Genomic DNA, 26099 nt, shown 5'->3' with positions numbered 1-26099 from the left:
GCAAGGATGAACCAGGAACCGGGTTCCGCACCGCAGTTCGGACAGCAGCCGCCGGGACCGGGTCCCGGCGGGCCGCAGCCCGGTGGGCCGCAGCACCCCGAACAGCCCTCCCCGCCCGGCCAGCCCCCCCAGTGGCAGCCGTACCCGCCCGGCCAGCCCCCCCAGGGCCCGCCCCAGTTCGGCGGAGGCCCCGGCCAGTTCGGTCCCGGCGCTCCGGGCGGCCCCGGCTTTCCCGGCGGCCCGGGCGGTCCCGGTTTCCCCGGTGGCCCCGGCGGTCCCGGTTTCCCCCCGCCGCAGCGGCCCGGCGGAGGCTCCAACAAGAAGGTGCTGATGATCGGCGGCGCCGCGCTCGGCGTGGTGCTGCTGCTCGGCCTGGTCTTCGCCGTCACCTCCGGCTCGGAGGACCCGATCGCCGAGCCGCCCCCGGTGCCGTCCCTCACCGCGCCCGACGGCATCAAGGACCTCCCGACGGCGCCGGCCTCGCCCGCGGCGACCGGCCCCTACACCAAGGTGGCCAGCCCGTGCGGCTGGGTCGACAAGGCGACCGTCACCAAGCTGGTGCCGTTCACCGAGTCCCACTCGGGCGCGTCCAAGGACGGCGCCAGCGAGGACAACGCCTTCATCTCCTGCAACTGGCAGACCAAGTACCAGAAGGGCTCGGCCAAGCAGATCGTGCGCGAGCTCAAGGTGCTGCTGCGGTTCCGCACCTCCTCGGAGTACAAGGACGCGCCCTCCGAGGCCGCCGACGACATGAAGTACGGCCTGGGCACGGCCAAGGAGGACGAGAACGGGACGGACGGCATCGGCAACGAGCACGGAGCCGTGACGGTCCCGCAGATCGGGGAGGAGGCGTTCACCCACTCCCACCGGTCGAAGGGCACCGTCCAGTACGGCGAGACGCAGTTCCGCATCGGCAACTACGTCGCCACGGTCACCTACCACGGCTACGACCACCCGACGAAGAACTTCCTGGACGACAGCAAGGACGTCCCGCTGCCGGAGGACGCGGCGCGCCAGGGGGCGGAGGAGGTGGCGACGCAGGTCGCCGCCGGCATCAAGGCCTGCACCGACCAGTGCACCGGCGCCGCGGCACCGCCGCAGAGCGGCCCCGAGGACGCCCCGGTCCAGGCGGCGAAGCCGTCGTGGTCCAAGGGCGTGCTCAAGGGCCTGGTCGACCCCTGCGCGCTGGTGAAGCCCGAGACGCTCACCCGGCTGATCCCCACCGCGGGCATGCAGCGGATCGCCGACCAGGGCTACACCTCGGGCTCGGACCAGAGCACGGCCACGTGCATCTGGTCGTCGGACAACTCGCCCGACGTGCCGACGCGGAAGATCAACGTGCGGCTCTGGTACCGCACCAGCGTCGCCAAGGCCAAGCAGGTCTTCGACCGCGACGAGGAGCGGGCGAAGGAGCAGGAGAACAAGACCGACACGATCGGCATCAAGTACGGCCCGCTGGAGGGGCTGTCCCTGGGCGACGAGGCGTACGTGCAGTCGTCCGTCACCACCACCCCGCTGGGCAAGGCGCTCCTCACGGTGCGGCTGGGCAACGTGATCGCCTACGTCGAGTTCTCCGGCGGCGACGGCGTCAACCCGATGACCCCGGTTTCCGCCGACACCGCCACCGCCGAGGCGAAGGCCGTCACCCAGGACGTCATGTCCCTGCTGCGCCCGTGACCACGCAGCACATCGAGCCGCTGCTGCCCGAGGACCCGCCCGCCCTGGGCGGGTACCGCACGCTGGGCAGGCTCGGCGCGGGCGGCATGGGCGTGGTGTACCTGGGGCTGGGCCAGGACGGCCGGCAGGTCGCCATCAAGGTGATCCGCCGGGAGTTCGCGGCCGACCCCGGCTACCGCGCCCGGTTCGAGACCGAGGTCGCGAACGCCAGGCGCGTCGCGTCGTTCTGCACCGCGGCGGTGCTGGCGTACGGGGAGCAGGACGGCGTGCCGTTCCTGGTCACCGAGTTCGTGCCCGGCATGTCGCTGAAGGAGTACGTCGAGAAGCACGGGGCGTTCCCCGCCGCGCAGCTGCGCGGTCTCGTCATCGGCATCGCCACGGCGCTGCTGGCCATCCACACCGCGCGGCTCGTGCACCGCGACCTCAAACCGCACAACGTCCTGCTCGCCGAGGATGGCCCCCGGGTCATCGACTTCGGCATCGCCCGGGCGACGGACGCCGCGTCCCAGCACACCGCGACCGGCGTGGTCGTCGGCAGCCCGGGCTGGATCGCCCCGGAGCAGCTCTTCGAGGGCAGGGTCACCACCGCCTGCGACATCTTCGCCTGGGGCAGCCTCGTGGCGTACGCCGCGACCGGACGGCACCCCTACGGCGAAGGCAACATGATGGTGTTGGCCGTCCGGGCGCAGCAGGGCGCGCACGACCTCTCGGGCGTCCCGCACGCGCTGCTGCCGCTGGTGGAGGCCGCGCTCGACCCGGATCCGGCCCGCCGCCCCACGGGCGAGCAGGTCCTCACCGGGCTGCTGGGCACGGCGGCCGAGCAGGAGGCGCAGACCCAGATCAGCTCGGTGTGGACCCCGGACTTCCTGCCGCCCTCGGCACGCGCCTCCACCGGCCAGGCGTCGACCCTGCCGCCTCCGCTCGCGCGGACGCAGCCGCCCCACGCCCCGGCACGGCAGCCGTCGGGGGCCACCTGGATGGCCACGAACCCGAGCGCCCCGTCCCCGCAGCAGGGGTACGCCTCCGCCTCGATGGCGGCTCCGCTGCAGCCGGGCGTCCATCCGCCCCACCACACCCCGCCGCCGGCGCCGCTGCCGCCCGCCGGGGCCCCGCAGCGCGGCCGCAACCGCTGGATCGCCCCGGTCTCGGCGGTCGCCGCGGTCGCCTTGGCCGTCGGAGTGGGCGGTTACTTCGGCCGGGACCTGCTCCAGAAGGAGGAACCGCAGGTCGTGAGTCCGGGCACCACGGAGCAGGGGAGTCTGCTCGCCGTCCCGGACGCGGCTGCCAAGACGCTGAGCGACGCGGTGCCGACAGTGGAGGCGCTCTACAGCTACAGCCACGAGGAGCCCGGCTCCTTCGACGACGAGAACCTGCCCGTCGACCCGTCCTTCCGCCAGCAGTGGGCGGCGTCGAACTGGCCGGCCGAGAGCCGCAAGGACCTCAAGGCCGAGAAGTGGACGGGAAAGCTCCAGCTCTCCTCGGTGGGCGTGATCTCGGCCGCGGCGGACCGGATCGAGGCGCTGGTGGCGGGAACGCGCAGGACGACGTCGGACTTCGGCGGCGACACCGAGTCGATCGAGGCACGGGTGCGCCTCGTCCAGAACGGCGGCACCTGGCTCGTCCAGGACGTCTCGAACGTCGACGAGAACCAGGAGCCCGTCCAGGACGGCGCCGCGCCCTGGCCGGACGGGACGGCCAAGGCGGTCGTGAAGGCATCGGCCGACTGCCTCGCGACCTACCTCGACCTCAAGCACGAGAACAAGGAGCTCCACCAGACCACGGTCCGGTCCTGCCTGGCGGAGCAGGCGCTCACGTCCGACCTGCCCGCGTGGCAGAACCAGGTGAGCCAGGGCGTCGGCTACCACGGCATCGTGCTGGACACGGCCTTCCAGACGATCCCGAAGTCCGCCGACCCGGTGCTGCTGGTGAGCACCAGGACGGTCAAGCACACCGAGTACAAGGCCGAGCAGGTCTACGGGATCATCTGGCGCATGACGATGAAGCAGATGGACGGCGTGTGGCGGGCCGTCCGCATCGAGCGGCTGGGCAAGTTCGATTGACGTGGGACCGTCCGGTGGGAGAGACGCGGATGAGCACGGTGGAGCGCTGTTACTGGAGGGGTGGGGCCCGGGGGCTCCTCGGAGCGGTTGTGGCCACCGCCCTGGCGGTTGCTCCCGCGCCCGCGGCCGCCGCTGCGCCGGGGTGCGAGGTGGAGCCGGGGAAGCCGGACATGGGCGGGGAGCCCTGGGCGCAGCAGATGCTGAACATGAAGGAGGCGCATCGGCTGTCGACCGGGCGGGGGGTCGTGGTGGCCGTGGTGGACAGCGGCGTGGACTTCAAGAACCCGCAGTTGAAGGGGCAGGGGGCGGGGGCGGTCGACCTGACCGGGACGGGAGTGGCCGACTGCGCGGCGCACGGGACGGGCGTCGCGGGGGTCATCGCGGCGCGGGAGATGGCGAAGGTGCCGTTCGTGGGAGTGGCTCCGGGGGCGCGGATCCTGTCCGTCAAGGTGGCCGCGAACGAGCGGGACAACTCTGACCTGCTGCTCGCGCAGGGGATTTTGCGGGCCGTCAGGCAGAAGGCGCGGGTCATCAACGTGTCGGCGCAGACCGCGGTGGACAGCAAGGCGCTGCGGCAGGCCGTCGAGTACGCGCAGAAGAAGGACGTGGTGGTCGTGGCGGCGGCCGGGAACGTCGACCCGAAGAACACCGGGACGGCCGTGCCCGCGTATCCCGCGCAGTATCCGGGGGTGCTCTCGGTGGGCGCGGTGGACAGCACGGGCAAGGTGACGGTCTTCTCGGACGTCGCGACGCGGGTCTCCGTCGTCGCCCCGGGGATCGGGATCACCAGCACGTGGCCGGGCTCGGGATGGTCGTTCGGATACGAGGGCACCAGTTTCGCGGCGCCGTTCGTCGCCGGGACGGCGGCTCTGGTGCGCGCGGCGTATCCGAAGATGCCCGCCGCCGAGGTCGTCCGGCGGATCGAGGCGACCGCTGACGGCAACAGGGGGCCCGGCAGCGGCAGCGGCCTCGTCAACCCGCTGCAGGCGGTCAGCGCCCAGGTGGCGGTCGAGCAGGCGGGCCTGGAGCCGCGCGCCGTGCCGATACCCCGGCTCCCCGAGGAGGACGATCGTCCTGGGAAGATCGCGCTGGGCGTCATGGGCGGGGCGCTGGGGGCGGCGTCCGTGGCGCTCGCCGCGGGACTGACGGTGCCGCACGGCCGCCGCCGCCGCTGGGCCGCCGGTCAGCCGCCCCGGTAGGCGGTCTGGACCAGCCGGACGCCCGCGCGCCGGTCCACCAGCCTGCCCCGGCCGGGCGGCAGCGCCTCGGCGCGGACGTTGCCCAGCAGCGCGCCCTCGTCCTTGCTGCCCGACATGATCAGGCCGGGCGAGCTCATCTCGCGGATGCGCTGGACGACCGGGTCGTACATGGCGCGGCCCGCGCCGCCTCCGGCGCGGGCGAGGATGATGTGCAGGCCGATGTCGCGGGCCTGCGGCAGCAGTTCCACGATCGGGCTCAGCGGGTTGTTGGACGTGGCGACCAGCTCGTAGTCGTCGATGACGACGAACAGGTCGGCGCCCGACCACCAGGAGCGCTCCTTGAGCTGGACGGGGGTGAGGTCGGCGGGGGGAAGCCGGTTGATCAGGGCCCCGTGGATGCCCTTGAGCAGCGGCTCGGCCGCCGTCGAGGAGGCGGCGTAGCCGATCTGGTGCTCGGTTCCGGCCTCCTCCAGCATCGAGCGCCGGTAGTCCAGGAAGATCAGCCGCGCCTCCGCGGGGGTGAACCGGCCGGTGATGCCCTCCACGATGAGCCGCATCAGGTTGGACTTGCCGCATTCGGTGTCGCCGAAGGCCAGGAAGTGCGGGTCGGCGGTGAAGTCGAGCATGACCGGCTGCAGCGAGTCCTCGTCGATCCCGATGGGGATCCTCTTCCCCCCGTCCCTGGGCAGCTCCTCGACCGACAGCAGGGACGGCAGCAGCCGCACCTTCGGCGCGCCGGGGCCCTGCCAGGAGCCGGCGAGGTGGTCGACGAGGCCGGAGACGCCGTCGGCGAGGTCGTCGGCGTCCTGCACGCCGTCCACGCGGGGGAGCGCGGTCAGGAAGTGCAGGCCCTCACGGGTCAGGCCGCGGCCGGGCGCGTCCTCGGGGACGTTCGCGGCGAGCTTGCGGTCCACCTCGGACTCGTACGGGTCGCCCAGGCGCAGCTCCAGGCGGGTGCCGAAGAGGTCGCGGATGGACATCCGGAACTCCGACCACTTGTGGGTGGCGGCCACGACGTGGATGCCGTAGCCGAGCCCGCGTGACGCCAGCTCGGTGATGGACTCCTCCAGCGCCTCGTAGTCCTGGCGGAGGGTCAGCCAGCCGTCGACGACGAGGAAGACGTCGCCGAACGGGTCGTCGGCGAACTCCCCGGCGGCGCGCCTGCGGCGGTAGGAGTCCATGGAGTCGACGCCGAGCTCGGCGAAGCGCCGCTCCCGCTGGTCCAGGAGCGTGGTGACCTCGGCGACGGTGCGGCGCACGCGGTCGGCGTCCAGCCGGGAGGCGATCCCGCCGACGTGGGGGAGCCCCGCCAGCGACGCCAGGGAGCCGCCGCCGAAGTCCAGGCAGTAGAACTGCACCTCGCGGGGCGTGTGCTGGAGCGCCAGCGAGCAGATGAGCGTGCGCAGCGCGGTGGACTTGCCGCTGCGCGGCGAACCCGCGACGCCGACGTGCCCGGCGGCGCCGGAGAGGTCGAGCCAGAACGGGTCGCGGCGCTGGTCGAAGGGCCGGTCGACGATGCCGACGACGGTGTGCAGGGGGCGCCTGCCGTCGCGGGGGACGATGCCGTCCAGGGTGGGGGGCTCGGCCAGCGGCGGCAGCCAGATCTGGTGGGCGGTGGGGCCGAGCCCGTTCATCTGCTTGACGACGGCGTCGAACAGGGTCTCCTGCGACTCCTTGCGCTCGGGCTCCGGCTGGACGGGCTCCTGCCGCTCCTGCTGGACCAGGGGGGCGGGGGCCGCGGTGTAGGGGACGATCCGGCGCGCCTGCCCGGAGGAGTCCTGCATGCCGGAGGCCGCGGCGACCTCCTCGGAGACGGGACCCGAGACGTACGCGGCGCGGAACCGCGTCATCTGCTCGGTGCCGACCTTCAGATAGCCGTGGCCGGGCGCCTGCGGCAGCTCGTAGGCGTCCGGGACGCCCAGCACGACCCGCGACTCCATCGCCGAGAACGTGCGCAGGCCGATCCGGTACGACAGGTGCGTGTCCAGGCCGCGCAGCTTGCCCTCCTCCAGGCGCTGCGACGCCAGCAGCAGGTGCACGCCGAGCGAGCGGCCGAGCCGTCCGATCATCACGAACAGCTCGGCGAACTCGGGCTTGGCCGACAGGAGCTCGCTGAACTCGTCGAGGACGAGGAAGAGCGTGGGCAGCGGCCTGAGGTCGACGCCCTGCTCGCGCGCCTTCTCGTAGTCGCGCAGCGAGGCGTAGTTGCCCGCGGCGCGCAGGAGCTCCTGCCGCCGGACCATCTCGCCGTGCAGCGCGTCGTACATGCGGTCGACGAGGGGCAGCTCGTCCTCGAGGTTGGTGATGACGGCCGACACGTGGTGCAGCCCGTCCATGCCCAGGAAGGTCGCGCCGCCCTTGAAGTCGACGAGGACGAAGTTGAGGACCTCCGACGAGTGCGTCATCGCCAGGCCCAGCACCAGGGTGCGCAGGAACTCCGACTTGCCGGCGCCGGTCGCGCCGATGCACAGGCCGTGCGGGCCGAAGCCGCCCTGCGCGGCCTCCTTGATGTCGAGTTCGACGGGGCGTCCCGACGGGTCCACGCCGACGGGCACGCGCAGCCGGCTGCGCGGCGGGCGCGGCCGCCAGGTGGAGGCGAGGTCGACGCGGCGGGGGTCGGTGATGCCGAACAGCTGGGTGAGCGTCGTCGCCCCGGCCAGCGCGTCCTCGGCGGCCTCCTCGGCGGCGCTGGCGCGCAGCGGCGCGAGCTGCCGGGCGAGCGCCTCGGCCTGCGGGACCGACACCTGGTCGGGCAGGCCGATGCGGGTCGCCGCCTCCCGGCCGGTGTGGTCGCGGGTGATCATGGCCAGCTGCCGCGGTGCGGCCCGCAGCCGCAGCGTCAGGTCGTCGCTGATCGGCGGGAGCACCTCGTTCAGGTCCAGCACGGTGACGCCCTCGATGCCCTCGGCGAGCTGGGTGTCGTAGGGCACCTGGCCGCCGTCCAGGACGACCACGTGGTAGGGCAGGTCCTCCAGGGACAGGCCGCGGCCGAACCGGGGGCGGTTCTGGATCTCCAGCAGCTTCTCCAGGTCGCCCAGCCCGGCGGTGATGAGCCGTGCGGGGCCCGCGGCGTCCAGCTCGGTGGGGTGCAGCGCGTGCGGGAGCCACTTCACCCAGTCCCAGGCGGCGAGCCGGTCGGGGGAGGCGCACACGGAGATCCGCACGTCGTCGGGGGTGTGGAAGGCGGCGAGGTGCAGGAGCATCGCGCGGGCCAGGCCGTGGGCGGTGCGGGGGTCGCCTGCGGGGACGACGCGGGCGAAGGAGCGCAGCGCGACCGCGATGGGCAGGTCGGGGACGGTGGAGTGGGTGCGGGTGAAGCGGCCGAGCGCGCCGGCCGTCATCGGCTCCAGGTCCTCCACGGGCTTGCTGTCGGGCGGCACGAGCTCCAGCGCGAGCCGCTGCGGGCCGCGGGCGATGCGCACGTTGACGAAGTCGTCGTCGGCGGGGCGGCGCTCCCACAGCCGGTCGCTCATCACCAGGGTGGGCAGCGAGGCGGGGTCGGGGCTGCCCCATTCCAGCGCGTCGCGCTGCTCCTTGGCGGCGGTGCGCACCTTGGTCCTGACCTGGCCGAGGTAGCGCAGGTAGTCGCGGCGCTCGGCGTTCAGCTTCACCTTGCGCTCGCCGCTGCCGCGGCCCATCTGGCCGACCATCATGCCCAGCATGGAGACGGCGAACAGGCCGCCGGCCACCAGGCTGAGGGGGTTGGCCCCGGGCTGGGCGACCATGAGGACCATCGCCCCGGACCCGGCCATCATCGGCAGGTACATCAGCGCCTGGCGGCCGCCTTCCGACACCTGCTCGGGGATTTCCGGGGGCGATTCCAGCAGGATCTCACCACGAGGCATTTGAGGTGGTTTGCGACGCTCGCCACGACGGACCAGCTCCGTGCTCATCGCTGTAATTTTCCCCTCGTCGTCCACCTTTGGTATGAACGGTCATCCTAGAGACCCGTGATCTCATGAACCCCCCAGCGACTGGAGGAACCCGGTGGATCTGTGCAGGATCACCGTCGCCGGTCCTGCCCGCCGTATCGACCTGTCCCTGCCGGCCGACGTCCCGTTCGGCTCGCTGCTTCCGGTACTGATCCGCAATTCCGGCCCTGACCTGGCCAATTCCGGACTGGCGCACGGCGGATGGGTGCTGCAGCGGCTGGACGAGGCGCCGTTCGACCTCGGAACCTCGCCCCAGCAGGCGGGCGTCAGGGACGGCGAGGTGCTCTACCTGCGGCCGCAGATGGCACCCCTGCCCGAACCGGCCTTCGACGACGTCCCCGACGTCATCGCGACCGCCGTCCGGGAGCGCCCCGACCGGTGGAGGCCCGCCCTGACCAGGGCGACGGGCCTGGGCGCCGGGGCCTTCATCCTCGTCCTCGGCGCGTACCTGATCGTCACCCGGGGCGGCACATGGGCGCCCTATCTGGCGGGCGCCGTCACCGTGCTGCTGCTCGGCGGCGCCGCCGCGGCGTCCCGGGCCAAGGGCGACGCCGGAGCGGGCGCCGTCCTGGGCCACCTCGCGCTGCTCTACGGCTTCCTCGCCGGCTTCCTCGCCCCCGGAGCCGGGTTCGGCACCGCCCAGCTGCTGGCGGGCGGCGCGGTCCTGCTGCTGACCGCCGTCCTGGCGGGCTTCGCGGTGAGCGACGGCCTGTCGGTCTTCGCCGGATACGCGCTCGCCGGGCTGATCGGCGCGCTGGCGGGCGGCATCGGCCTGGGCTTCCCCGACCTGGAGGCGGCGGGCGTCGCGGCGATCATCGTCGCGCCCGTCCTGGCGCTCACCCCGCTCACCCCCGCGCTGGCCTTCCGGCTGTCGCGGGTGACGCTGCCGCCGGTCCCCACCAGCGCCGAGGACCTGCGCTCGGACACCCTCATGGTGGACGGGCAGGCCGTGCTGGACCGCACCGCCGTCGCCGACCGGATCGTCACCGGCGTCAACGCCGGGATCGGGCTGGCCGCCTCGGCGGCCATGGTCCTGCTGGCGTCCGGCGACGGCTGGTCACCGCCGGCCATGGCGGGCGTCGTCGCGCTCGCCCTGCTGCTGCGCGCGCGGGTCTTCGGCGGACGCGGCCAGCGGCTGTGGCTGATCGTGCCGGGCCTGGCCGGCCTCGCCCTCCTGGTGCTCACCCTCACCGTCGGCCTCGACCCGGCGGTCTTCACCGGCGCCGCCCTCGCCCCGCTGGTCGCGGTGGCCGCCGCGGTCATCGGCATCGGGTTGTGGCTGCCCGGCGCCCGCCCGTCCCCGGTGTGGGCGCGCATGTTCGACATCCTCGACCTCACGCTGATCGTCAGCCTGATCCCGCTGGCCTTCGGCGTGGTCGGGCTGCTGGACAAGGTGCGCGGCATGGGCGCGTCGGTGGGCTGATGCTGACCCGCAAGGACCTCGTCCAGGCGCACCGCCTGATGACCATGCGCGCCGGGCAGGCGCTCCTGCTCGGCGAACCCGACAACGCCGACCGGCCGCTGCGCCGCATCGGCATCGGCCTCTTCAGCGGACTGATGGTGGGCGTCCTGCTCATCGCCGGCTGGGGCATCGCCGGACTCATCACCAAGGACGGCTCGATCCGCAACATGGATGAGGCGACGGTGCTCATCGCCAAGGGCACCGGCACCAAGTACGTCATGTGCCAGATGCAGAAGGACAGGCTCTGCACGGCGGTGAACTACGCCTCGGCGCGGCTGGCCGTGCAGGGCGGGCAGGTGAAGGTCCGCACCGTGGCCACCAAGTCCCTGTCGAAGTTCCAGCGCGGACCGCTGATCGGCATCCCCGGCGCGCCGGACGCGCTGCCGTCGTCGCTGGCCGGCGCCCCGTGGACGGTCTGCGTCAGCACGGTGTCCCACAACGGGATGCAGGTCCCGGCCGCGACCCTGGCCGTCGGGCGGAGCCTGGGCGGCACCCCGATGGAGAAGGGGACGGGCGTCGTCGTCGCGGCGGACGGCCGGTACTGGCTGATCGCGGACGGGACGAAGATGGAGCTGCACAAGGCGTTCCTCGAACCGATCGTCCGCGACCACCAGCTTCCCCGCGGCCACAAGCCGCTGCAGGTGCCCCCGGTGTGGCTGAACGGCCTGGTGCCCGGACCGGAGTTCAAGGCGCCCGCCGTCCCCGGCTACGGCACCCGGCGCCCCGCCCCCGCGGGCGGCGGAAAGGCCAGGATCGGACAGGTCTACACGGTCGAGGCGTCCGGCGTCTCGCCGCAGCAGTGGTTCGTGCTGCTGCGCGAGGGGCTGGCCCCGCTGACCAAGACCGAGGCCTGGCTGCTGGAGAACGTCCCGGGCGCCCCGGCGATCCTCCCGATCTCCCGGGCCGTGGCCAACCAGGCGCAGACCGCGCGGCTCGCCGAGACGGGCCTGCCCGCCGAGCCGCCCCGCGTCGTGGCCTACGACGGCTCGCAGCCGCTGTGCGCCGCCTACGCCGACCCCGGCAAGCCCGAGGCGGGCATGACGCTCGGCGCGTCGCTGCCCGCCATCGCCGACCCGGCCGCCGTCGGGTCCCGGCCCGGCCTGCTGGACCAGGTCATCATGAGCCCCGGGACCGGCATCCTGGCCGCGGTCACCCAGAACGAGGCGCCCACCGCGCACGTCCTCATCACCGAGGACGGCAGGAAGTTCCCCATCCCCACCGTCCAGGACCTCGCCAAGCTCGGCTACACCGAGGCCCAGACCCGTCCCGTGCTGTCCCACCTGATGCAGCTCATGCCCCAGGGCCCGGCTCTGGACAGCGGCGCGGCGGTACGCCAGATTCCTTGAAAATTCACTTAACACACGAATAGGCCGCTCTATACCGCGACAGAAGGGGCAAGTGGGATAACGGTTGAGTAACGCACCCCCGGGGTTTTCTGCTGTCAAGTGGCAGGCATGGGCCGAGGTGCGTATCGTGATCGTCGCTTTGCGAATCGGAAATTCTGTCGCATATATGGAGGTGACGGGTGGCTCCCACTTCGGGTGCTGATAGGGCCAAAATGGCCCAGGCCGCCTCGCAGATCGAAGACGCTGCGAACGACATCCGGGGCATGCAGACCGGGCTGAACGGCCGCAAGGGCGCGATGATGGAGGGCTGGGTCGGCAACGCCTCCCTCTCCTTCAACAGGGTCTTCACCGAGTTCGACCAGGCCTTCAAGACCACCCTCGAGCAGCTGGACAAGATCCACGAGAAGCTCGTGGACAACCGGATCCGCTACGAGGCCAACGAAGACCAGACGCAGGCGGACATCCAGCGGCTGAACGCGCTGCTCAACAACTAGGGGAACTGACGTGGCTCCCACGGACTACACAAGGGTCAACTTCGGCGCACTCGCCGACGGCCAGGCCGACTTCCGCCGGGTCTACAACGACCTGAACAACCGGCTGAACAGCCTGGAGAAGTACCTCGAATCCAACCTCTCCGAGTGGGAGGGCGACGCGGTCCAGGCCTACTGGGAGGCCAAGCGCGTCTGGGACAAGGCATGCCAGGACGTCGCCAACACCATCAACGCGATGAGCGCGGCGATCGGCAACGCCAACCAGAACTACCAGGACACCGAGAACGCCAACCGGCGTATCTGGGGCTGACGGACCAGACAGGCGCCGCCCTCCTCGCGGAGGGCGGCGTTCTGCCGCTACTAGCCATCAGAGGGCAGTACTTTGGGCGATCAGTACCACCCGAACGGATCGGGCGTCGAGAACGACCTGAGCCGACACAATTCCCAGGCCCCGATGTCGACATGGACGGCGCCGCGCGCCACCGGCGACATCGACGTCGAGCGCGACCGGCTCAACGACATCGCGGCCAAGCTGAAGCGCGACCTCGCCGCGCTGGAGGCCGACATCCGCAGCTTCTCGTCGGCCAACTCGGTCGCCGGCGCCTACCTCGGCATCTCCGAGGTGGCCATGAAGCTCAAGACGTCGTCGGTCACGACGCACGACGCGCTGCTGGAGGCCATGGTCCGGCTGCGCTTCGCCTACTTGGGCATGATCAACGGGTTGCAGAACACCAGGACGAACTACGAGAACGCCGAGGAAGAGATCGCGGCGTACATCCGCAGGATCAACTCGTAGGAAGGGACAGCCATGGCTGACGAGAGCAAGATCGCCCTGCCCCAGGCGGCTCCGACCGGCGCTCCCGCGCCGACCCCGGGGAGCGTCAAGATGGAGGGCGTCAAGTCCATCATCGGCGGCGTGGACATCGCGAGCGTGACGGGCACCGGCGACCTGTACGTGAAGATGGCGTCCCGCCTCGTCGAGCACGCCGACAACCTCGTCGCGCACGCCGAGGCGCTCGCCGCCATCTGGCGCGGTCCCAACGCCGACCTGTCCCTGCAGGCGTTCTCCCAGCTGCACACCGCGACCACGACCATCAGCACCAACGTCGCGGCGGCGGGCGAGACCTACAAGTGGCTGGGCACCACGATCCTGCCCTTCTACAAGGACAGCGCCCAGAACATGACCGACGGGTTCATCCGCACCGACGGCGACGACGAGAACGCCCGTCAGCTCCTCGACCGGATGAACGACCGCGTCGCCGAGGCCAACAACGGCCTTCCCAACCAGCTCACCGTGGTCTTCCCCGAGGTCAAGGGCATGACGCCGCCTGACGACGGCATGGGCGTGCCCCCGAGCCCGGGCGGCTACACGCCTTCGGGGATCCCCGGTCCCAAAGAAGGCGGCCTCTGGACGCCCGGCGGCTATGACGAGGGGCTGTACGCGGGCGTACCGACCGGTCCCGAAGCGCCGACGGTTCCGGCCGGTCCCGGCGGACCGACGGTTCCGGGCGGGCTGAATCCGGTGAACCCCGGACCGGGCGGACTGGGCCCGACCAACCCCGGCGGACCGGGCGGACTGGGCCCGATGAATCCGGGCAACGTCATCGGTCCAGGGCTGCCGGGCAACGGGACCGACCTGGCGTCGAGCCTGCCCTACCAGGGGCCGAACCAGAACGCCTTCAACCTGACGCCCACAGGGCCGACCCCCGGACTGCCCGGGAACGGCCCGACGACGCTTCCTTCGGGCCCCGGGCCGCTCACGGCACCGGCGCCTTCCCCCGGGCACGCGCCGAGCACCCCCGCCGGTCCGAGGGGCGTTCCCGTCCGGACCACGCCCGGCGGTATGCCGCGTACCGCGCTGAGCCAAGGCCCGAACGGCGTCATCGGCGGTACGCAGGGGCAGTCCGCCCTGGCCTCCCGGTCCGGTCAGCAGGCGGGGATGCGCGGCGGCATGCTCGGCGGTTCCCGGGGCGGCGGCAGCGGCCCGGGTGAAGGCGAGGAGCACACCCGCACCACCTGGCTGTCGGAGGACGAGGAAGTCTGGGGGACCGATGCCGACGTCCCGCCTTCCGTGATCGGCTGACATGTTCCGCAGGATGCTCGCGGCGGGATTGGCGCTGTCCCTCGTGGCCGGCGCCGATCCCGCTCTGGCGCTGCCGAAACCGCGTGCGGACCAGTGGTGGCTCGCCACGATGGGCGTCCAGGAGGCGTGGAAGCGCAGCACCGGCCGCGGCGTCACCATCGCCCTGATCGACAGCCTGCCCAATCTCCGGTTGCCGGAGTTCAAGGGGGCCGACCTCCGCCGGGGACGCTCGTTCTACCTGAAAAAGCACAACCTCCCCATGACTAACCAGATCAAGAGCCATGGGACGGGCATGCTCGCGGCGATGACGGCCCGGGGCGGCGGCAGCGGATACGTCGGGGTGGCGCCGGACGTGTCCGTCCTCGTCATCCCCTACAGCTTCACGTCCAATGAGCGGGCGCCCATCCGCTACGCGGTCGACCAGGGCGCCGACATCATCAGCATGTCGTTCGCGGGACTCGGGATCGTGCTGAACGAGCCCCGCTGCGAGGTGGGTCTGCAGGAGGCCATCAACTACGCGGCGGAACGCGACGTGGTGCTGGTCACGAGCGCGGGGAACAACGACTCGGGCAGGAACATGGAGGTCCATCCGGCCATGTGCCCGGGGGTCCTCACGGTCGCCGGCCTGGCGAGGAACCTCAAGCCGAGGAAGAACGCGATCAAGCAGAACTACGTGGCGGTGGCCGCCCCCTCTGAGGACCTGGTCAAGCTGCCGTATTCGGGTGTCCCGTACAGGGGCGACGGCGGCACCAGCACCGCCGCCGCCTTCACCAGCGCCGCCCTCGCCCTGATCCGGTCCGCGCACCCCACCGAGAGCGCCCGCCAGATCGTCTCCCGCCTCCTTTACACCGCCCAGGACGTCCACACCGAGGGCCGCGACGACGTCACCGGCTACGGCCTCATCCGCCCCGACAAGGCCCTCACCACCGACGTCCCTCCCGGCTTCGCCAACACGGTGTACGACCGCCTCGACGCCTTCAACAAGAAGGAGGCCGCGTGGAAGGACGCCCGCGACAACCCTCCGCCCTTCACCGTCGGCGGCGACCCCGAGGACCGCAAGGAGATCACCAGCGACTGGGAGCGCTACGGCCCCTGGCTCCTCGGCGGCCTTCTCCTCACCCTCGCCACGGCCGTCTCCGGCCTCTTCCTCCTGCGCAGGAAACGCAGGCCGCAGCAGTAGCGCCGAGCGGGCCCGCCCGGAGAGGCGGGCTTCGCGACCGGCTCTTCGTCAGGCGGTGGCGCGGGTGAAGGCGGCGGTGGCCATGTGGACGGCGGTGGCTTGGGAGGTCTCGGCGATGAGGGCCGGGTCGACGGCGGTTCCGGCCGCCAGGTGGCGGTCGTAGGGGAGGTGGATGACGGGGACGCCTTCGGCCGCGAGGAGGGCGCGGGAGCGGTTGAGGTCGCCGTCCACGTGGGGGGTGTGGGTGACCATGACGACGAGGGTGCGCTGCAGCAGGTGGGCGTGGGGGCTGCGGAGGAACCAGTCGAGGGCGCTGCGGGTGCTGAGGGCGCCGTCGGCGGTGGCGGGGGCGATGAGGATCTGGGCGTGGGACGAGGCCAGGACGCCCTGGTGGAGGTCGGAGGTGAGGCCCGGGCCGCAGTCGACGAGGCTGATGCCGAAGTAGCGGCTGAACTCGCCCTGGGCGGTCTGGAACTCCGGAAGGGTCAGCTCGTTCGTCAGGGCGCGTGAGGCGGACGCGGAGGCGACCCACAGGCGTTCTCCGGCCTGCGTCAGGTACGACTGCGCCGCCTCCCAGTTGGGCAGCGTCGTCAGGCCCCGGTAGGAGCGCTCGGCGTCGACGCCCAGCCGCAGCGGCAGCGAGCCGAGGCTCGGGTCGGCGTCCAGGACGAGCGTGCGGTCCCCGCGGTGCTCGGCGATCGTCCGCGCGACGAGCGCCGTCACCGTCGTCTTCCCGGCACCGCCGCGCAGGCTGGTGACGGCGATCCGCCGGCAGGAGCTGACCACCTGCCCCAGGATCCCGGCGGCCGCCTCCTGCTCCCGCACCGTCTGCGCGGCCCGCGCGCCCACGGCCCGCCGCACCCCGCGGCCCACCCGCCGGGAGAGGGGGTCCCCGTGCCGCATCCGCCGCATCAGCTCGTCCGCGACCGGACCTCCCGGCGGGTGCGCCCCCTGCGTCCACACGTCCTCTTCCACGGGCATGCCGGGAGGCGTCGGCTCGCCCTGTCCCGTCGGGATCTCGGGGACCGGAGGGAGCGCGGAAAGGGAGTCGTGCGGCGCGGGGACGACCGGTTGCGGGATTCCGCCGGGGGACGGCTCGCCCTGCCCGGCGGGAGGCTCCGCGGTCGGGACGGGTCCGGTCGGCGGACGCACCGGGAGGGGAGGCGGCGGAGCGGGAACGGCGGGGGGCGGCGTTCCCCCATAAGGGGACGGCTCGCTCTGGACGACCGGAGCAGCCGGTGAAGGAGGGGCGGCGGGGATGCCGGGGGGCGGCGTTCCCGCGTAGGGGAGCGGCTCGCTTTGGACGGCAGGAGCAACCGGTGAAAGAGGAGCGGCGGAGGCGCTGGGGGGCGGTGCTCCGCCGTAGGGAAGCGGGTCGCTTTGGACGGCCGGTACCGGCGGCGCGGCGGGCGCGGTGAGGGGGTCGTACGGGCTTCCGCCGTACGGGGACGGCTCGGCCGGGGGCGCCGGCGCGGCGAAGGGGGGAGGGGTGAGGGGCGAAGGCCGCGGGGCCGCGGCGCGCGGGGCGGGGGGCGCGACGGGGGAGGTGAGGGGGTCGGAGGCGCCGGGCGGGGTGCCGCCGGCGAGGCCGCGGGCGGGCAGGCCGAGAGCGCGGAGCGTGGAGACCTGCCAGTCGGACACCGCGAACCTTCCCCCTGAGACGGTGGGTGTGAGTTTAGTGGTGAGTTGTGATGGTTGTGGGATTAGGATGCGGCGGGCTGCCGGATCGGGAAGGGGGCGTCGGGTGTCCAAGGACTTGGTGGTTCTGGGGAGACGGGAACCCGACGTCGCCGGAGTGGCGGAGGCGTGCGGGAGCGTGTTCCGGGTGAACGGGACGGGCTGGCCGGTGCAGGTCTTCGACGACGCGGGGCGGCTGGTGCTGACCGTGGAGAGCCCGGTGCTGGTGGAGGCGCAGGGGGAGATCGAGCGGCTGCTGGGCGTGCGGGCCGACCCGCCGGTGTGGTGGGTGGACGTGCGGGCCGCCGCCGACCTGGAGGAGGCGGCCGCCGTGGCGCGTGAACTCGCCTCCGAGCTGGCCGGGCGGTTCAGCGGCGTGGTCTGGAGCAGCAGATGAGCGTCTCCGACGTCCTCACCCCCAGGGCGTCCGTCCTGCTGCAGGACCGGGCGGTGGTGCCGCTGCTGGGCTGGATGGCGCCGGAGGGCAGGGCGCTGCAGGTGGTGACCCCGCCGACCTCGCGGCTGACGCTGCCGCTCAGCCTCGCCCTGGCGGGCGCCGACGACCGCTGGGTCGTCGCGGACGGTCCGGCCTTCTACGACGGTCTCACCGGCCACCACCTGCACTGGGACGGCGGATGCTTCGTGCCGGACCCGCAGGCGCAGGGGCACGCCCCCGGTTTCACCGCGAAGTCCGAGACGGCCTCCGGCGGCCAGCTGTTCCTCACCATGGAGAGCCGCGTCCCGCAGGGCGAGCCGCTCGCGGGCGCGCTGGCCCAGGTCTGCCAGGCGGTCCTGGGCTACCCGCCGACCGGCTGGGGCCGTACCGAGCCGGCCGGGCTGCGCTGGGACCGCGCGCGTTTCACCGCGGAGCTGGGCAGCCGCCCCGGCCGCGCCGTCGTGGTCTGCTCGGCGGGCATGGTCGCCTCGACGTCCGTCATGCCGCTGCCGGACGGCTCCCACCTGGAGCAGTCGACGGTCGTCATCGGGTTCGCCGACCCCTCGACCGTGCCGGTGCCCCAGATGAGCGGCATCGTCGCCAAGCTGCCGGGCGTCTCGGCGGCCGCCGCCCAGGTCCGTTTCGGCAGGCCCGACCTGACCGTCGAGCCGCGCTGGACCGGCGCCCCGGTCTCCATCCAGCTCTGAGCGCGGCTGACCGGTTGCGGCCGGAGGACGAAGAGATTCGCGGCAGACGCGGCTTTTTCTAGGGCTTGTCATACTTGGTCGGGAGGGTGGTGGCATGTTCCTTGAACTTGGCGCGGCGAGACGGCACCCTTCTTACGCTGGGCAGGAAAGAAACCAACCGGGGAGCAGAGGGCGCTGACCTTGAGTGACGCGGCGAGGCGGACGACGCGGTGATGGACCGGGTCTATGTCGGCTGGCGCTACGACCAGGAGTACCCCGACCCGGGGCCCGAGCCGAGGCCCCCGCACCCGTACGTGGCGGGTACGCCCACCTGGCTGGAGGAGGCCGAGCAGTACCAGGGCGAGACGCTGCGCAACCGGCCGCTGAAGTACACCGCGGCCGGCGCGGCGCTCGGCGGGCTGCTCTTCCTCATGCTGGGCTTCGGCGACTGGCTGCAGTGGGCGTTCGCGCTGGTCGGGCTGCTGGCCTGCCTCAGCGTCATCGGCATCACCGGCTGGGCGGTCTGGCAGGGCGAGCAGGCGGCGCGCATCCGCAGGCGCGCCGACCGGCGGCGCCGCGAGCACGCCCAGGCCCGGATCGCCCAGCGCCGCGCCGAGGCCGAGGACGGCTACGCGCTCGCCCGCCGCAAGTGGGAGGCCGACCGCGCCGCCTACGAGAACCAGCGGGAATGGCACCCGGTGACGGTCCCGCCCGGCGTCGACCGCGTCGACATCGCCGGAGGCACCCTGGCGGGCTGGGCCGCGGCCGTCACCATGATGGGCGCCGCCCGGCTGGAGGCCGGCTCCCAGGTCACCGTGCTCGACCTGTCCGAGGGCGCGGTCGCCCGCGACCTGCTGCGCCTGCCCGGCGAGGACCCGCTGGTGTGGGTGCTGCCCGACGACCTCAAACGCCTCGACCTCGGCACCCGGCTGAAACCCGCCGAACTGGCCGACGTACTGTCGGTCGTGGTCGGCGCCACCGACTCCCGCTCCTCGGTCCGCGACACCTCCATCGACAACTCCCTGCTGGAACGGCTCATCCCGGTGCTCGGCGGCACCCCGCGCATCGCCCAGATCACCGCGGCGCTGCGGGCGCTGGCCCAGGTCGGCGACCCGCGGGACGACCTGCGGGCGGGACTGCTCACCGAGGAGCAGCTCGACCGCGTCTCCACCCTCTTCGGCCGCGACGCCGCCGACCGCGTCGTGCTGGAACGTGCCTGGACGCTGGAGTCGCAGCTGCGCAAGCTGGAGGACCTGGGCACCGACGCGGTGCACTTGCCGCCCGCCCCGCTGCGCGTCATCTCCCTGGACCGCAGGGCCGGCGTCCTGACCAACAAGATCCTGGCCACCTACGTCACGACCGCGCTGACCCACCTGCTGCGGCAGACGCCCGCCCACCGGCCGTGGGGCCAGACCCTCTTCCTGTGCGGGGCCGAGAAGCTCCGCGGCGACGTCCTGGACCGCCTCACCGACGCCTGCGAGACCACCGGCACCGGCCTCGTCCTCATGTACCGCACGATCCCCGCCCACGTGCGCGAACGCCTCGGCCGCGGCAACAGCGCCGTCGGCTTCATGCGCCTGGGCAACGCCTCCGACGCGGCCGCCGCCGCCGACTACCTCGGCGCCGAACCCCACCTCGTCCTCGCCGAGGCCACCGAGAAGGCCACCCCCGAGGAACCCACCGACCCCTACTACAGCACCGTCGCCTACGCCCGCCGCGCCATGGGCGAACACGCCCTCACCGCACCCCTGACGGCGCCCCGCCCCCACCGTCCGGCCCTCATCGACCTCATCTCCACCGGCCCCTGGCCCCGCACGGTCGCCGACGCCCAGGCCCCCCAGCCCACCCGCGAGCTCCGCCCCGAACGCCGCCAGCTCCAGGACCTCCCGCCCACCGCCATGGTCTTCACCCACGCCAACGACACCCACCTGGTGGACGCCAACCCAGGCATCATCACCCTCCCCACCGCCCAGCCCCTCCCCGACGGGAAGGACGCCCCGCCCGCCGGGGACTGACCCGCCTCAGCCCGCAGGGTGCTCCTCGGAGCCGTGGCCGCCGGAGGGCGGGAAGAAGCGGTCGGGCCAGGTGAGGACGGACTCCAGCCAGGGCGCGCGCAGGGAGTCGGAGAGGTGGCGCAGGCGGTCGGCGGGGTCCAGGCCGACCGAGACGAGCGCGAGGTCGTCCTCGTACGGGTCGGGGGGGACGCCCAGGAGGGCGTCGTGGGCGATGGGGCGGTTGGCGGGGAGCGAGGGGGACAGGGGGTGGCGGCTGAGGGCGCGCAGGCGCTGGCCGAGTTTCACATCGGGGGGCCGGCGGCGCATGCCGGGCAGGACGTAGTCCAGCGGGGGAGCGGGGGCGTTCGGGTCGGGGTCGGGGCCGTCCAGGGGGAAGAGCTTGTCCATCTCGTGCAGCCAGCGCAGCTGCGGGATGACGAAGCCCTGGCCCGGCGCGGCGGGGGCGGCGGCGGGATGGGCGGCCAGCAGCGCCGCGGCGGCCGCGGCGGTCGCCGACGTCAGGGCGGACGGGTCGAAGTCGGTGCGCAGCGCCAGGGCGCGGCGGCCGACCGAGCGGTCCAGGACGGTGGCGAGCATGCACTCGCGGGTGCGGGAGGACAGGCGCGACCAGGCGCGCGCCAGCTCGGGCGGGACGGCCGGCGGCGGCCGGTCGACCAGGTGCGCCAGCACCAGGACGTCGGCCCACAACCGCAGCCAGGCGTGCTCGGCGTCGCCCGACAGGAGGTCGGCCTTGCGCAGCTCGCTCAGCGAGCAGGCGCGCCGGGAACGGCACTCGGTGCCGCACGCCACCGAACGGCGCCCCCGCACCGGCGGCGGCGGGCCCGGCCGCGCCTCCTCCCGGTCCTCGCCCCAGGGCACCCGCACCCGCAGCGGCCGGTCCATCCCGTCGGCGAAGACCGCCGCGTCGCCCGGCCGCAGCGACACCACCTCGCGCGACTGGTCGGGGTCGAGGTTCATCGCCGAGCCGACCACATGCCGGTCGTCGTGCGCGGGAAGCCGGTGCACGATCTTCAACGCGGTGTTCTTGACCACGTCGGGGATGAGCTTCACCGGGATCTGCTCGGCCACCACGATGCCCTCGCCGTAGGCGCGGATCTCGGCGAGCATCCCGGCGAACAGCTCGACCGCGTGCGCGGAGGAGCCCTCCCGGTGGCGCAGCAGCCGGTGCGCCTCCTCGATGACGATGACGTGCTGCAGACCCCGCGTCCGCCCCTCGCGGGCCCGCATCCGCAGGTGCTCCACGACCCGGATGATGAGCGTGCCCATGAGGAACGCCTTGTCCTCGTCGTTGGCGACGTCCTCGATCGCCAGCACGACGTTCTCGCGCAGCAGCCCGCCGATGTCGGCGTCGTGCCCGCCCTCGAAGAACCGGCCCGCCGAGCCGATGCGCAGCGAGCGCAGCCGCACGTCGACGAAGCCCTTCACGTCCGACATCAGCTCCTTGCCGTAGCCGACGTCGTCGATGACCTCCATCGCCGCCTGCTGGAGCTGCTCCAGCGTCGGGACGGCCGGGGGGACCCGGGCGCCGGGCCTGCCGCCGCCCGTCACCACGTCCCAGCCGCACGCCTCGTACACCCGCTGCAGCGCCTGCGCCATGATCTGCGGGAACGGCTCCTCGGCGGCGAAGGCGGCTTGGAACAGCGCGCGGATCATGTCGATGTGCGCCTGGACGGGGTAACCGGGCTCGGGCGCCAGCGGGTTGACCGACAGCGGCACCGCCGACGGGTCCGACGGGTTGACCACCGTCACCGGGGCGTCGATCCGCCCCGCCATCGCCGCGTACTCGGCCTTGGCCGGCTCGATCGCCAGCCACGGCACGCCCGCGTACGTCAGCTGCTCCAGCAGGTGCCGCACCGTCTGGGACTTGCCGGAACCCGTCGCGCCCGTCACGAACGCGTGCCTGTTCAGCGTCTCCAGCGGCACCGTGAACCGCCCGACCGCGCGGTCCTGCCCGTCGAGGACGGCGCCGAGCTCCAGCCCGCCCGGCGGGGTCTCGGAGGTGACGTCGAAGAACCCCGACTCCACCACCCGCACACCCGGCACCTCGCGGCGCGGCAGCCCCGCCAGCGCGGCCAGCACCCCGGCGGACGAGACGAACGGGAAGCCGTCCTCGGCGCCGCCGAGCGTCTCGGCGAGGGAGCCGAAGCCGCGGCCGGTGCGCAGCCGGTACGGGTGGTGGCCCAGCTCCAGCGAGCCCACCAGCACCGGCGCGACCTGGTCCAGCTCGGCCGGTGTCGCCGCGCCCGCCAGCACCCGGACGCGCCACAGCCCGGCCTCCCGGTAGGCGTCGAGCTCGGCCATCCGCCGCTCGGCCCGCCCCGGATCGTTCTGCTCGTCGCGGCGCAGCATGCGCAGCTCGTGCCGCAGCTCGCGCAGCTCGGCGTCCAGCTCCTGCTCGGAGCACGGCTCGGCCGCCACCAGCCACCCGAACGGCCGCCCGAGCAGGGTCATCAGCATCGACTCGAACAGCGAGGAGTGCTCGTGGTGGCCCGTCCCCGCCAGAGGCGGCGCCTGCCGGCCCGGACAGCGCCGCCACACCATCCGCGCCGCCGTGCGCAGCCACTCGTCGCCGCACTCCCCGCCCCGCGCCCCGTTGGGGAACAGCAGCGGACCCCGCCCCGACCCCGCGTTCGTGACCAGCTCCAGCGGCGCCCCGCCGCCCCGGGACAGCCAGCCCACCACGAACGGCCGGTGCTGCTGCGCGGCGGACAGCGCCGCGGGCAGCACCGTCACGAAATCCCACTCCGCCGAGGAGACCCGCTGCGCCGCGGGAATCGCCTCGATCCGGAACCACGGCCCCTGCGAGGTCAACACCCCCTCATCATGCCGCCGCACTCCGCTGACCGCCCGAAGTCGTCCACAGCACCCACGGCCGAGGCCACAAGGGGCCGCCGTCCATGAAGCCCGTGCGAACGGGAAGACGACGAACACACCGCTCGATCGCCGCCTGCGGCACCGCCGCGCGTCACCGCGCACCGCCGCGCGTCGCAGGCCGGGTCCGTACGCCGCTTGAGCGCCTTTCCGCGGTCTCGCGCGACCGGAGCGCGGCGGGGCGTCAGATGTTCTCGCGGGTCCAGGTCTGCAGGCCCTGCTCGGTGGCGAGCGGGTTCCACAGGTCGAGGAACGCGCGCTTGGTGTCGGTCGCCTTGTCGGTGACGTCCTTCAGGCGCGCGGCGGCGTCCTGGCCGCAGCCGTTCTCCTCCGACAGCCAGGTGAGGGCCTCCTGGTTGGAGTCGATGGACGCCTGGAGGGCGTCGACCAGCGCCTGCTTCACCGCTTCGCCGTCGTCGAAGGCGGAGAGCGACAGCTCTCCCGCGGTGGTCAGCTGGCCCTGGCGCTCCTCGATGGCGGTCTCGAAGGTGGAGATGTCGGTGTCCTTGTTCGCGCACGTGTACGTGATGCCGGACAGCTTCTTGCGGCTGGCCGACATGTCGTCCAGCAGGGCGTTGACCGCCTCCGCCTGCGTCTGGGGGTCGCCTTCGGCGGGCGCGTCCTTCTCCTCGCCGGGGGCCTGGACGGGGGGCTGGGACGTGCCCGGCCGGGAGACCGGCGCGTTCTTGTCGTCCTCCTTGTTCCAGAAGACGTAGCCGACGACGATCGCGGCGGTCAGCAGCGCGGCGATCAGACCGGCGATCAGCGGGCCCCGCCAGCGCGGAGCCTCGTCGGGCAGCCACTGCTCACCGTCGTTGCGGGGCGGCGCCTGCTGATCGGGACCGGACGACCAGGGCTGCTGCTGCTGGCCGCCGCCGCCCCACTGCTGGGGCCCGGGATCGGCGTCCCAGGGGCGCGCCTCGCCCGGCTGCTCGCCCCACGGGCGCTGCTGCGGCGGCGGCTGCTGCTGCTCGGCCCAGGGCCGGTCGTCCGGCTGGTCGGCCCACGGGCGCTCCTGTGGACCGTCCGACCACGGGCGCTCCTGCGGACCGTCCGACCAGGGGCGTTCCTGCGGGCCGCCCCAGGGCCGCTCCGGCTGCTGCCCGCCCCACTGCGGCTCCGGCGGCTGCTCCGGCCACGGCCGCTCCTCCTGCGGAGGGCCGGCCTGCCAGCCCTGCCGGACGGGCTCGGGCTGCCAGGGCTCCGGCGGCCAAGGATCGTTCCCGGCGGGCGCGGAACTCCACGGCGAGACCTCGTCGGCCTGGGGGAGCACGGCATCGCAACGGGTGCATCGACCGAGCGAACCCGGGGTCTCACTACGGCATTCGGGACACTGCATCGGCGGCCTCGAGTCGGGGGAAACTTGCAGCCAGGACGTTCTTCGCCCCACACATTACAGTGGTCACCCGTTCACGGCCCGCTGAGCGTGCCCCGTGGGCCGTTCAGAAGCTCTTGCGCTTGGGCAGCCCGTACTGCGGCGCGACCGGGTTCCACAGCTTGAGGAACTGGCTCTTGGCCTGGGTCGCCTGCGTCGAGAGCGCCGCGCCGCGCTTGTAGTGCGCGCCCTTGGGCGGGGTCTTGCCCTTGCAGCCCTGGTGGGTGCGCGCCCAGGCCAGGTAGGCCAGGTCCACGTCGAGCGACAGCTTGAAGGAGCGGGCGAGGGAGTCGCGCAGCTGCGCGCCGCCGGGCAGCTCGGCGACGTTCAGCTGCTGCGCCCGCTTCCACTGCGTCCTGCGCTGCTGGGCGACCTGCTGCATGTCGGAGATGGAGGCGGGCAGCGCCTTGCACTTGCGGGCCTTCACCAGCGCGCCGCCCAGCACGCCGCGGCTCCTGGCGCTGGCGTTCAGCAGCGTCTGCACCTTCTTGGCCTGCCGGGCCGCGGCGGAGTCGGCGGCGGGCAGGTCCACCGGCTGCTGCGCGACGGGCTTCTGCTGCTGCGGCTGCACCTTCTTCTTCTCGTCGTCCCCGTCGCCTGCGAACACGAAGGCGACCGAGGCCACGGCCACGGCGACGAGCGCGGCCACCCCGATGAGGAGCGGCTTGTTCTTGGCGCCGCCCTTGGCGGACGGGGCGGGGTGCGGCTGCGCCATCGGCGGCGGCCCGCCGGGTGCCCACAGCGGCTTCTCCGCCTGGGCGTCCCATCCGGCCGACTGCGGGAACCCGCCCGCCGCCGGCGGCGCGGGAGCGGGGACGAAACCCTGCTGCGGCTGGACGCCCTGCGGCACGGGCGGGACGTACGGCGGCCCGTGCTCCGGCTGCGGCGCGTACTCCGGCTGTCCGTGCTCCGGCTGGACGTACCGCAGCGTGTGCTCCGGCTGCCCGTGCTCGGGCTGGGCGTACTCCGGCTGGACGTACTGCTGCGTGTGCTCGGCCTGCCCGTACTCGGCCCGCCCGTGCTCCGGCTGGACGTACCGCAGCGTCTGCTCGGGCTGTCCGTACTCCGGCTGCGCGTACTGCTGCGTGTGCTCGGGCTGGACGTACTCGGCCTGCGCGTACTCCGGCTGGACGTACTCGGGTTGGACGTATTCGGACTGCGCGTATTCGGGCTGCGCGGGCGCGGCGGCGAGCCCGTGCTGCGGCGCGGGCGGGGCGTGGGGCGGCTCGGCGGCCGGGGCGCCGGGCTGCGGGAACTCGGGGGAGCCCATGGCCGCGAAGGTGGAGTCGGCGGGGAAGACGACGGGCGGCGCGGCGGGTTCGGGCGCGCCGTCGGGCACTGGGGCGGAGGGTCCCGTCCGCACCTGCGGGAGCTCGCCCGAGAAGCCGTCGGAGGGCTGCGGCGGCACCGGGCCGGCGAACCAGGAGTCGGGCACGGCCGGCACGGCGGGGGTCTCGGGCGCCTGCGGCGCCGTGGGCTGCGGGGTCCAGGCCTGCTGCTGCGGCAGCGGGACGGGGCCGGAGGGCCCGTCCATGGCGGGGGTCCACCACTCGGTGGCCTCCCCGGGCGCGGGCGCGGCGGCCTGCGGACCGGGCGCCGGCGCTCCGGG

Annotated in this window: 17 protein-coding genes and 1 pseudogene; 13 read left to right on the top strand and 5 right to left on the bottom strand. The window is 73.3% G+C overall.

The annotated features are described in order from the left end of the window. Positions 1–6 precede the first annotated feature (6 nt). The 3 genes from ABD140_RS34975 (at position 7) to ABD140_RS34965 (ending at position 4936) form a co-directional block, all read left to right on the top strand. Entirely contained in the window at positions 7–1677 is a 1671-nt protein-coding gene (locus tag ABD140_RS34975; RefSeq protein WP_344246364.1) for a hypothetical protein, read from the top strand. Beyond that, a complete protein-coding gene (locus ABD140_RS34970; protein WP_344246362.1) occupies positions 1674–3737 on the top strand; it encodes a serine/threonine-protein kinase in 2064 nt (687 codons plus the stop codon). The genes ABD140_RS34975 and ABD140_RS34970 overlap by 4 nt, the downstream gene beginning before the upstream one ends. 89 nt (positions 3738–3826) lie before the next feature. Next, entirely contained in the window at positions 3827–4936 is a 1110-nt protein-coding gene (locus tag ABD140_RS34965; RefSeq protein WP_344246360.1) for a S8 family serine peptidase, read from the top strand. Here ABD140_RS34965 and eccCa read toward each other — a convergent pair. Continuing rightward, entirely contained in the window at positions 4921–8781 is a 3861-nt protein-coding gene (gene eccCa / locus ABD140_RS34960) for a type VII secretion protein EccCa (protein ID WP_425544186.1), read from the bottom strand. The two genes, ABD140_RS34965 and eccCa, sit on opposite strands and share 16 nt — an antisense overlap. A gap of 142 nt (positions 8782–8923) precedes the next feature. Here eccCa and eccD point away from each other — a divergent pair, with 142 nt between their 5' ends. The 7 genes from eccD (at position 8924) to ABD140_RS34925 (ending at position 15430) form a co-directional block, all read left to right on the top strand. Continuing rightward, the gene (gene eccD / locus ABD140_RS34955) at positions 8924–10291 is read left to right on the top strand and encodes a type VII secretion integral membrane protein EccD (RefSeq protein WP_344246356.1); all 1368 of its coding nucleotides are present in this window, start codon (positions 8924–8926) and stop codon (positions 10289–10291) included. Beyond that, entirely contained in the window at positions 10291–11676 is a 1386-nt protein-coding gene (eccB, locus tag ABD140_RS34950; protein WP_344246354.1) for a type VII secretion protein EccB, read from the top strand. Before eccD ends, eccB begins: the two co-directional genes overlap by 1 nt. Positions 11677–11888: 212 nt before the next feature. Continuing rightward, complete coding sequence (locus ABD140_RS34945; RefSeq protein ID WP_344246352.1) at positions 11889–12170, top strand: WXG100 family type VII secretion target; 282 nt, start codon at positions 11889–11891, stop codon at positions 12168–12170. A 10-nt stretch (positions 12171–12180) separates the two neighbouring features. Then, positions 12181–12477 carry a WXG100 family type VII secretion target gene (locus ABD140_RS34940; RefSeq protein ID WP_344246350.1) on the top strand — a complete coding sequence of 99 codons (297 nt, stop codon included), beginning with the start codon at positions 12181–12183 and terminating at the stop codon, positions 12475–12477. Between the two features lie 144 nt (positions 12478–12621). Continuing rightward, positions 12622–12963: a hypothetical protein gene (locus ABD140_RS34935; RefSeq protein ID WP_344246348.1), complete on the top strand. Its 342-nt coding sequence runs from the start codon at positions 12622–12624 to the stop codon at positions 12961–12963. Positions 12964–12975: 12 nt separating this feature from the next. Then, complete coding sequence (locus ABD140_RS34930; RefSeq protein ID WP_344246346.1) at positions 12976–14250, top strand: WXG100 family type VII secretion target; 1275 nt, start codon at positions 12976–12978, stop codon at positions 14248–14250. A gap of 13 nt (positions 14251–14263) precedes the next feature. After that, positions 14264–15430 (top strand): S8 family serine peptidase, encoded by a 1167-nt coding sequence (locus ABD140_RS34925; protein WP_344246344.1) that lies wholly within the window; start codon positions 14264–14266, stop codon positions 15428–15430. 48 nt (positions 15431–15478) lie between these two features. Here the strand turns inward: ABD140_RS34925 and ABD140_RS34920 are convergent, their stop codons facing one another. Beyond that, positions 15479–17071: a nucleotide-binding protein gene (locus ABD140_RS34920; protein ID WP_344246342.1), complete on the bottom strand. Its 1593-nt coding sequence runs from the start codon at positions 17069–17071 to the stop codon at positions 15479–15481. A 103-nt stretch (positions 17072–17174) separates the two neighbouring features. On the opposite strand from ABD140_RS34920, the gene ABD140_RS34915 reads away from it, so the two are divergent. The 3 genes from ABD140_RS34915 to ABD140_RS34905 all read left to right on the top strand — a co-directional run bounded on the left by ABD140_RS34915 (position 17175) and on the right by ABD140_RS34905 (position 20244). Then, on the top strand, positions 17175–17504 hold the full coding sequence (locus ABD140_RS34915; protein WP_344246340.1) for a hypothetical protein: 330 nt from the start codon (positions 17175–17177) through the stop codon (positions 17502–17504). After that, positions 17501–18250: a DUF6177 family protein gene (locus ABD140_RS34910; RefSeq protein WP_344246338.1), complete on the top strand. Its 750-nt coding sequence runs from the start codon at positions 17501–17503 to the stop codon at positions 18248–18250. Before ABD140_RS34915 ends, ABD140_RS34910 begins: the two co-directional genes overlap by 4 nt. A gap of 212 nt (positions 18251–18462) precedes the next feature. After that, a complete protein-coding gene (locus ABD140_RS34905; protein ID WP_344246336.1) occupies positions 18463–20244 on the top strand; it encodes a hypothetical protein in 1782 nt (593 codons plus the stop codon). Between the two features lie 6 nt (positions 20245–20250). Here the strand turns inward: ABD140_RS34905 and ABD140_RS34900 are convergent, their stop codons facing one another. From ABD140_RS34900 to ABD140_RS34890, 3 genes and pseudogenes are all read right to left on the bottom strand, one after another. Beyond that, entirely contained in the window at positions 20251–23058 is a 2808-nt protein-coding gene (locus ABD140_RS34900; protein WP_344246334.1) for an ATP-binding protein, read from the bottom strand. Between the two features lie 241 nt (positions 23059–23299). Beyond that, positions 23300–24388 carry a hypothetical protein gene (locus tag ABD140_RS34895; RefSeq protein ID WP_344246332.1) on the bottom strand — a complete coding sequence of 363 codons (1089 nt, stop codon included), beginning with the start codon at positions 24386–24388 and terminating at the stop codon, positions 23300–23302. Between the two features lie 169 nt (positions 24389–24557). Then, positions 24558–26099, bottom strand: a pseudogene (locus tag ABD140_RS34890) (hypothetical protein); the annotation flags it as partial.

The sequence above is a fragment of the Actinocorallia libanotica genome (genome assembly GCF_039525175.1).
Lineage (GTDB): Bacteria > Actinomycetota > Actinomycetes > Streptosporangiales > Streptosporangiaceae > Actinocorallia > Actinocorallia libanotica.
The sequence above is the reverse complement of the archived record's forward strand: the minus strand, read 5'-3'. Positions and strand labels throughout refer to the sequence as shown.

Bases quoted from the DNA above. Each gene is read 5' to 3' on its own strand.
- ABD140_RS34975 (WP_344246364.1), top strand. From the start codon at position 7: ATGAACCAGGAACCGGGTTCCGCACCGCAGTTCGGACAGCAGCCGCCG.
- eccCa (WP_425544186.1), bottom strand. From the start codon at position 8,781: ATGCCTCGTGGTGAGATCCTGCTGGAATCGCCCCCGGAAATCCCCGAG.
- eccB (WP_344246354.1), top strand. From the start codon at position 10,291: ATGCTGACCCGCAAGGACCTCGTCCAGGCGCACCGCCTGATGACCATG.
- ABD140_RS34945 (WP_344246352.1), top strand. From the start codon at position 11,889: ATGGCCCAGGCCGCCTCGCAGATCGAAGACGCTGCGAACGACATCCGG.
- ABD140_RS34935 (WP_344246348.1), top strand. From the start codon at position 12,622: ATGTCGACATGGACGGCGCCGCGCGCCACCGGCGACATCGACGTCGAG.
- ABD140_RS34930 (WP_344246346.1), top strand. From the start codon at position 12,976: ATGGCTGACGAGAGCAAGATCGCCCTGCCCCAGGCGGCTCCGACCGGC.
- ABD140_RS34925 (WP_344246344.1), top strand. From the start codon at position 14,264: ATGCTCGCGGCGGGATTGGCGCTGTCCCTCGTGGCCGGCGCCGATCCC.
- ABD140_RS34910 (WP_344246338.1), top strand. From the start codon at position 17,501: ATGAGCGTCTCCGACGTCCTCACCCCCAGGGCGTCCGTCCTGCTGCAG.
- ABD140_RS34905 (WP_344246336.1), top strand. From the start codon at position 18,463: ATGGACCGGGTCTATGTCGGCTGGCGCTACGACCAGGAGTACCCCGAC.